This window comes from Alkalibacterium olivapovliticus (assembly GCF_003003275.1).
Classification (GTDB): Bacteria; Bacillota; Bacilli; order Lactobacillales; family Carnobacteriaceae_A; genus Alkalibacterium; species Alkalibacterium olivapovliticum.
The window spans coordinates 1-6,659 of sequence record NZ_PVTO01000046.1; the positions used below are offsets into that span (position 1 = coordinate 1).

The window sequence follows — 6,659 nt, forward strand, 5'->3', positions numbered from 1 at the left end:
AAAAAAGTAAATACCAAGACAGCCTAGGCACCCTTGGTATTTACTCTCATATTTATTGATTATTATTCTTCACCAACGTCAGTTGACGTAGAACCGAATAAATCGGCGGTTTTTTTGTGCACAGTAAAATTGTTTAATATATCCTGCAACATATCCCGAAAATAATGTCCTGTATTTTATTAATATGTCTATTGAACTTAATGAAGAAGCTGATATAGCTCTAATCCTAACTTTTACACGGAAAGAAAAAAAGACCTGCTCACTTTTGAGAAGTATAGTGACCCCCGAAAGTTAGACCTAAAAAATCTAACTTTCGGGGGTCGGCTCAGGTCTTATCTATACTATGGTCATTTTTTAATGAAACGGATCGGTTAAAGTTAGTTGAATCTTTAAATAGAGTAGCGGTTTAGGGAAAGGCAGGTAGGAAAAGATACTCTATGATCACATAAAATGAAGGATAGCAATGAGTAGGGTTAGTTTTTATGATTTCTATTCATCCTCTTCGGTCTCAGTTTCGTCTTCTTCACCTTCATGACTTTCAGAAGAAGCTTCAATGATTGAATCCTCAATCGGAGCATTATTTATTCGCCAGGCAACTGTTCCTAAGAGACTTCCAATTAAATAGTCAGCGTGGTCATATTAATCGGGTGGTCCGATATCCAGAGTAATGGTGTCTGCTGGAACAACAGGCCAGATGATAGTGACGGGAAGAATATCACTGTCTGAAAACCAGTTAACGGAACGGTCAGCTAAAAGGTGAGAGCAGTTAATGAGAATAGTATTGTTTTCATTGGATTTCCCCCATTGGCATTTTAGATACACTGAGTATACGGAATCTATTTTAAAGATAGTATTAAAAGCACTTCTTGTTTAGATTAATCATGGTATTCAAGTGTGAAATTTTAAATAGGTTATTCCAGCTGGATATAAGCTAATGTATAGTTTCCATAAATTCAGTCTAAGAATGAATGGAATCTGTATGCTGTTCCCGACTGACTCAGGGGAAGTAATAAAGCAATTGAGCTTGGCTTTAAACACATATAGATCAATGAAAACACAGGATATAACCGAAATGAGGTCCCAATGAAAAGCAAAAAAGGCACAGTTATTTCTTTCCGTCCCTTCTTATTACTGAAATGTAGTGATTATTAAAAACAATAGTCATGGTGCGTAGATCAAACTGTAATCGACTTTATGAAGAAGCCTATTCAGGAAGGAAATACACAGACATGTATAGCGTAAGCGTTATTAAATCTGCCATTAACGGTATTAGTTAAGTGAAAAGAACAAATACATCTTCATAAAGCTCACTCTTATTATTCACCATCTTCAAATTCTAATATGTCTCCGGGCTGACAGTTCAGTGCTTTGCAGATAGCTTCAAGGGTGGAGAAGCGAATAGCGACGGCCTTCCCGGTTTTTAGTTTTGATAAATTAACGTTAGATATGCCAACTTCATCTGCCAGGTCTTTAAGCAGAATTTTCCGGTCAGCCATGACACGATCCAATCTGACTATAATGGGCATGAGTATATCCTCCTTTATACCGTTTCATCTGATAATCTCTGAAGTTCGATGCCATAAGTGAACACCTCAGAAACGGCATATAAGATTAAACCAATCATCAGACTAGGGCCGACTCCAATAATTAAATAATAACGTCCATCCATTATAATAGTCACTAGAAGAGAATGAAACAAGGGAAGAAGCAGATCAGAAACGATCATAACAATGGCTAAACGCTTGATTGACTGAGCAAATTTAAAAGCAAAAGGAGAATGACCACCTGATAGGTATTGAAATAGCTCACTTCCTTTCCAGAAGATATAGAAGGATAGAAGGAAGTTGAATGGCACTGAAATCAGTGCCGCTAACTGCATATCTGCATCCTCTAAAGGCCCACTTACAGCATTAAAAAATGGGAAATCGGGTATATTTAGATTGAACCAAATGTTGGTATCCGTAAAAAAATAGGTAAATAAAGAATACATAACAGTGAAGGCTATAAAAACAGCACCTGCTTTTAATAATAGCGATGCCAGTTTACAGATTAGGCGAAAACGATCAACGTTCATGGAACTCACTCCTTTTAAGATATGAGTTTATTGTATAGCTTTAATTAATAGTGAATGATTACAATTCGTGAAATTCAGGGTTTAGATCCTGTGATGATAGTCTTGGATACTTCTATGATCAAACTTTATATATGAGATAAAAGTCTAATCATTGTACCTTATGCTTAATATGATACAATCAAGTAAGAGTAAAGAAAGGGTGAGAATAATGGATTTTACTAGAGGCGACAATAGCTTTTATACAGAAGAAAACGGCAAACTTTTAGCAGAAATTACATGGGTTCCGCAAGGGGATACAGTTGCAGTAGATCATACTTTCGTTGATCCTTCCCTTAGAGGACAAGGTGTTGCAGAACAGCTGGTTGACCGTGTTGTTGAAGAGATGCAGAAAGAACAGAAGAAAATCAAACCGGTATGTCCTTATGTGGTCGAGTTGTTCAAGAGAAAGCCGGATAAGTATGAACACGTTCAGTCTTTTGATTAGAAAGTTCTAAATTTATTAAATAGTGTTGACTTTTTATGTTATCCATTATAGAATATATCTTGTGCTCAAAACGAGTACAAGATAGCGGCCCCTTGGTCAAGCGGTTAAGACACCGCCCTTTCACGGCGGTAACACGGGTTCGAATCCCGTAGGGGTCATACACTTTCATAGTGTAGGTAATGCCGGCTTAGCTCAGCTGGTAGAGCAACTGAATCGTAATCAGTGGGTCGAGGGTTCAAATCCTTTAGCCGGCATTTTCTGCTTTAAATGAAGTATCTTGGAGGGATAGCGAAGTGGCTAAACGCGGCGGACTGTAAATCCGCTCCTTCGGGTTCGTAGGTTCGAATCCTACTCCCTCCATTTTTTTGGGCTATAGCCAAGCGGTAAGGCAGCGGGTTTTGATCCCGTCATTCCTAGGTTCGATCCCTAGTAGCCCAGTAAGTGAATAAAGCTGTGTGGCATTTATTGCTGCACAGCTTTTTTATTGGATTTGAAGGTTGAATAATGTGAAAATAACTAACACGATCTAAATAAGAATATTGTTAGAATTTTAAATTTTATCACATACAGGACACTAACAGATTGCGATTGTATGGTATACTGACACCGTGTATGTGCAGATATTGGAGGTGGCGACATGCCCATAGATTTCATTACAAACTTTGACTGGTCAAGATTGTTGGCCTGGAGAACAGCTGTTAATCTGATCGATATCCTGATCGTGGCTTTTTTCATGTATCAGTTGATGCGTATCGTAAAAGGAACACGAGCAGTTGAATTATTAAAAGGAATTGGCGTTATATTGCTTCTGAAAGTGGCCAGTGTTTTTCTTCAGTTAAATACGACTGAATTTGTTGTTGACTTTGTTATTCAATGGTCGGCGCTGGCTGTGATCATCATTTTCCAACCCGAATTAAGAAGGGGACTTGAACACCTGGGAAGAGGATCAGTCTTCGGCAGAAAAAGACGCTCGAATCCAAGTGAAATGATTGTCGATAATCTATCCCATGCGATTCAGTATATGGGAAAAAGACGAATTGGTGCTCTGATTTCCATTGAGATGGAAACCGGATTGGATGAGTATATTGCAACAGGTATCCCCATCAATGCTGATTTGACGTCGGAATTACTTATCAACATCTTTATACCCAACACCCCGCTGCACGATGGGGCGGTCATTATTAAGGACTATAAAATAGCAACAGCTGCGAGTTATCTGCCTTTATCAGAGAGTCCGGCTATTCCCAAAAAACTGGGAACGCGTCACAGAGCTGCTATAGGGTTGTCTGAAGTTTCAGATGCCATCACGATCATTGTCTCTGAAGAAACAGGCGAGGTCAGCATTTCAAGACGCGGAAATCTGATCAATGCAATGACACATGATGAAGTTATGAATTATCTGACTAGAGAATTAGTGGAATCTGAGAAAGAAAAAGAGACACAAGGACCTCTGCAGCAGTTTGTTGAAGCGGTTCGGAAAGGAGTGTCCGGCAAATGAAGTGGAACATGGATAACCCGTGGATTGCAAAACTGGTGGCAATCGTATTTGCGATAACACTGTTTTCATTTGTAGCCTTAGAAAATCAGTCCCGTATTCGATCAACCAGTCCGACAGATGGAGCAAGTATCACTAGTTCTGAAGTGATTACCAATTTGCCTATCGACATCAATATTGATAGAGATATGTACTTTGTTTCCGGCATTCCGGAAACAGCAACTATTCGTCTGGAAGGCCCACAGGCTATACTTACTCAGACGCTCGCGACTCAGAATTTCAACGTGGCTACGCCTGATTTGAATGAATTAGGCACAGGCCGTCATACGGTAAGGCTTGAAGCTGAGGGATTAAGCAGTCAACTGAACTACAGTATTATGCCGACAGAACTGACTCTTGAAATTGAGGAAAAAGTTGTAGAGGAGCATGACGTAAGAGTTCAATTTAATGAGAACACTCATCTGGCCGAGGGCTATACGGCTGATACGCCTGTTTTATCCAATGAGACGGTTGTTATTTCCGGAGCTGCTTCAACGATGGAGCAGATCACTGATGTAACAGTAGTGGTTATGCCAGATAGTAGTGATATAACTGAAGATATCAATATGACTTTAAACGTGCTCGTACTGGACGAAACGGGTGATCCTCTGAATGTCAATATTTCACCACAACAGATAGATGTCACCATTCCGGTTCAAGGAACCCAGCGGACGTTACCGATAAATCTTGAAGAAATCGGTGTTCCTCATGAGGATTATGAATTTAGTTTAGAATTTGCGCAAGGCGAACCGGAGAATATTAATTTGACCGGTGAGTCAACTGTTTTGGAAGAAATGAACAACTTTAATGTGGAAGTTGATGTTTCAGGAATTACTGAATCGACCATTCGGACCATACCGATCACATTACCTGAAGGGATCTCAGAAGCAGATCCGACTGAGGTAGATGTGCTGATCAGAGTATCACCGATTGAAGAGGAAAACGATAGCGATCTCGAAGAAGACTAATTATAGGATAGGAGTTTGACTAATGGGAAAATATTTTGGAACGGATGGCGTTAGAGGAGTAGCAAATGAGGAATTGACACCTGAACTGGCTTTTAAATTAGGCCGTTTTGGTGGTTATGTACTAGCACAGCATGCAGGTGAGACTCACCCTAGAGTACTGGTAGGGAAAGATACACGTATCTCTGGAAAGATGCTGGAGTATTCTTTAATTGCCGGATTGCTTTCAGTAGGTGTTGAGGTTATGAGACTTGGCGTGATCACCACTCCAGGTGTTTCATACTTGACTCGCCAGCAAAATGCAGCAGCTGGTATTATGATTTCTGCCTCACACAATCCAGTTCAGGATAACGGCATCAAATTCTTTGGTTCAGATGGATTCAAATTGTCAGATGAACAGGAAGCTGAAATCGAAGACCTGATTGACAAAGATATTGACGATCTGCCGCGTCCAAGTGCGGACGGTATGGGAACTGCAGAAGAATACAAAGAAGGTATATTGAAATATATCCAGTTCCTGACTCAGACAATTTCTGGTAACCTATCTGGTCTTCAAGTTGCTTTGGATGGTGCCAACGGTGCAGCAAGCCCCGTTTTAAATCGTTTGTTTGCAGATCTGGATACTGATTTCGATGTAACGGGTGTTTCTCCAAACGGACTGAACATCAATGACGGCGTCGGGAGCACGCACCCTGAGCATCTGGCTGAATTTGTTAAAGAAAAAGGAGCAGATGTTGGGCTGTCATTTGATGGCGATGGAGACCGACTGATTGCAGTTGATGAGCTGGGAAATATTGTTGATGGTGATAAAATCATGTACATCTGCGGTAAGTTCATGCATGAAGAAGGCCGTTTGAAGAAAAACACGATTGTATCTACAGTCATGAGTAATATCGGGTTCTATAAAGCTCTAAAAACATACGACCTGGAATCTGTCAAAACTAAGGTCGGTGACCGTTATGTTATGGAAGAAATGGTCAAAAATGGGTATAATTTAGGTGGAGAACAATCAGGGCATTTGATCTTTTTAGATTACCATACAACTGGAGATGGTTTGTTATCAGGTATCCAGTTACTGAATGTCATGAAGCAGACAGGGAAGAAACTATCTGAACTGGCTGAAGAAGTCACGACTTTCCCTCAAAAACTGGTTAATATTCGTGTGACGGATAAACACAATGTCATGTCAAATCCTGCGATAAGCGAAGTGATTGAGCAGGTTGAGGCAGAAATGGCTGGAAACGGTCGAGTTCTGGTTCGTCCAAGTGGAACTGAATCATTACTGCGAGTCATGGCTGAAGCTGAGACAGAGGATGAGGTTAATGAATATGTTGAACGTATCGCTAAGGTAGTTAGAGAAGAACTCGGAACAGAATAAAACCAAACTGCAGATTGCACCATAACGTGTGAGTCTGCAGTTTTTCAATACATAAAGTCTTATGGTAATAAGTCAAGACAAAAGTAATGGCAATAACTGGCGATCTTTTGGAAAAAGAGCATACTGAATAAACCGTCAAACTATAGAGAACGCTAGTTCTCTATAGCGAGTGCAAAAGGAGTTGCGACATTCATTTTATGAATGTTCTATATCCCTCCTTGGGG

Annotated in this window: 6 protein-coding genes and 4 tRNA genes; 8 read left to right on the forward strand and 2 right to left on the reverse strand. The window is 40.2% G+C overall.

Annotated features, from left to right (window positions below; all coding sequences use genetic code 11):
* Positions 1–1,316: 1,316 nt before the first annotated feature.
* Both CLV38_RS12950 and CLV38_RS12955 read right to left on the reverse strand, forming a co-directional pair.
* Positions 1,317–1,526, reverse strand: coding sequence for a helix-turn-helix domain-containing protein (locus tag CLV38_RS12950; protein ID WP_106196344.1), 210 nt, complete (start codon positions 1,524–1,526; stop codon positions 1,317–1,319).
* Positions 1,527–1,540: 14 nt separating this feature from the next.
* Positions 1,541–2,074 (reverse strand): hypothetical protein, encoded by a 534-nt coding sequence (locus tag CLV38_RS12955; protein WP_106196346.1) that lies wholly within the window; start codon positions 2,072–2,074, stop codon positions 1,541–1,543.
* A gap of 208 nt (positions 2,075–2,282) precedes the next feature.
* Between CLV38_RS12955 and CLV38_RS12960 the strand changes: the two genes are divergently transcribed.
* The 8 genes from CLV38_RS12960 (at position 2,283) to glmM (ending at position 6,435) form a co-directional block, all read left to right on the forward strand.
* Entirely contained in the window at positions 2,283–2,558 is a 276-nt protein-coding gene (locus tag CLV38_RS12960) for a GNAT family N-acetyltransferase (RefSeq protein ID WP_106196348.1), read from the forward strand.
* An 86-nt stretch (positions 2,559–2,644) separates the two neighbouring features.
* Positions 2,645–2,716, forward strand: a tRNA-Glu gene (locus tag CLV38_RS12965).
* A 23-nt stretch (positions 2,717–2,739) separates the two neighbouring features.
* A tRNA-Thr gene (locus tag CLV38_RS12970) sits at positions 2,740–2,812 on the forward strand.
* Positions 2,813–2,837: 25 nt separating this feature from the next.
* A tRNA-Tyr gene (locus tag CLV38_RS12975) sits at positions 2,838–2,918 on the forward strand.
* Between the two features lie 6 nt (positions 2,919–2,924).
* Positions 2,925–2,996: transfer RNA gene (locus CLV38_RS12980), tRNA-Gln, on the forward strand.
* 199 nt (positions 2,997–3,195) lie between these two features.
* Positions 3,196–4,056 carry a diadenylate cyclase CdaA gene (cdaA, locus tag CLV38_RS12985; RefSeq protein WP_106196351.1) on the forward strand — a complete coding sequence of 287 codons (861 nt, stop codon included), beginning with the start codon at positions 3,196–3,198 and terminating at the stop codon, positions 4,054–4,056.
* Positions 4,053–5,060, forward strand: coding sequence for a CdaR family protein (locus CLV38_RS12990; protein ID WP_106196353.1), 1,008 nt, complete (start codon positions 4,053–4,055; stop codon positions 5,058–5,060). Before cdaA ends, CLV38_RS12990 begins: the two co-directional genes overlap by 4 nt.
* A gap of 22 nt (positions 5,061–5,082) precedes the next feature.
* Complete coding sequence (glmM, locus tag CLV38_RS12995; RefSeq protein WP_106196356.1) at positions 5,083–6,435, forward strand: phosphoglucosamine mutase; 1,353 nt, start codon at positions 5,083–5,085, stop codon at positions 6,433–6,435.
* The last annotated feature ends 224 nt before the right edge of the window (positions 6,436–6,659 follow it).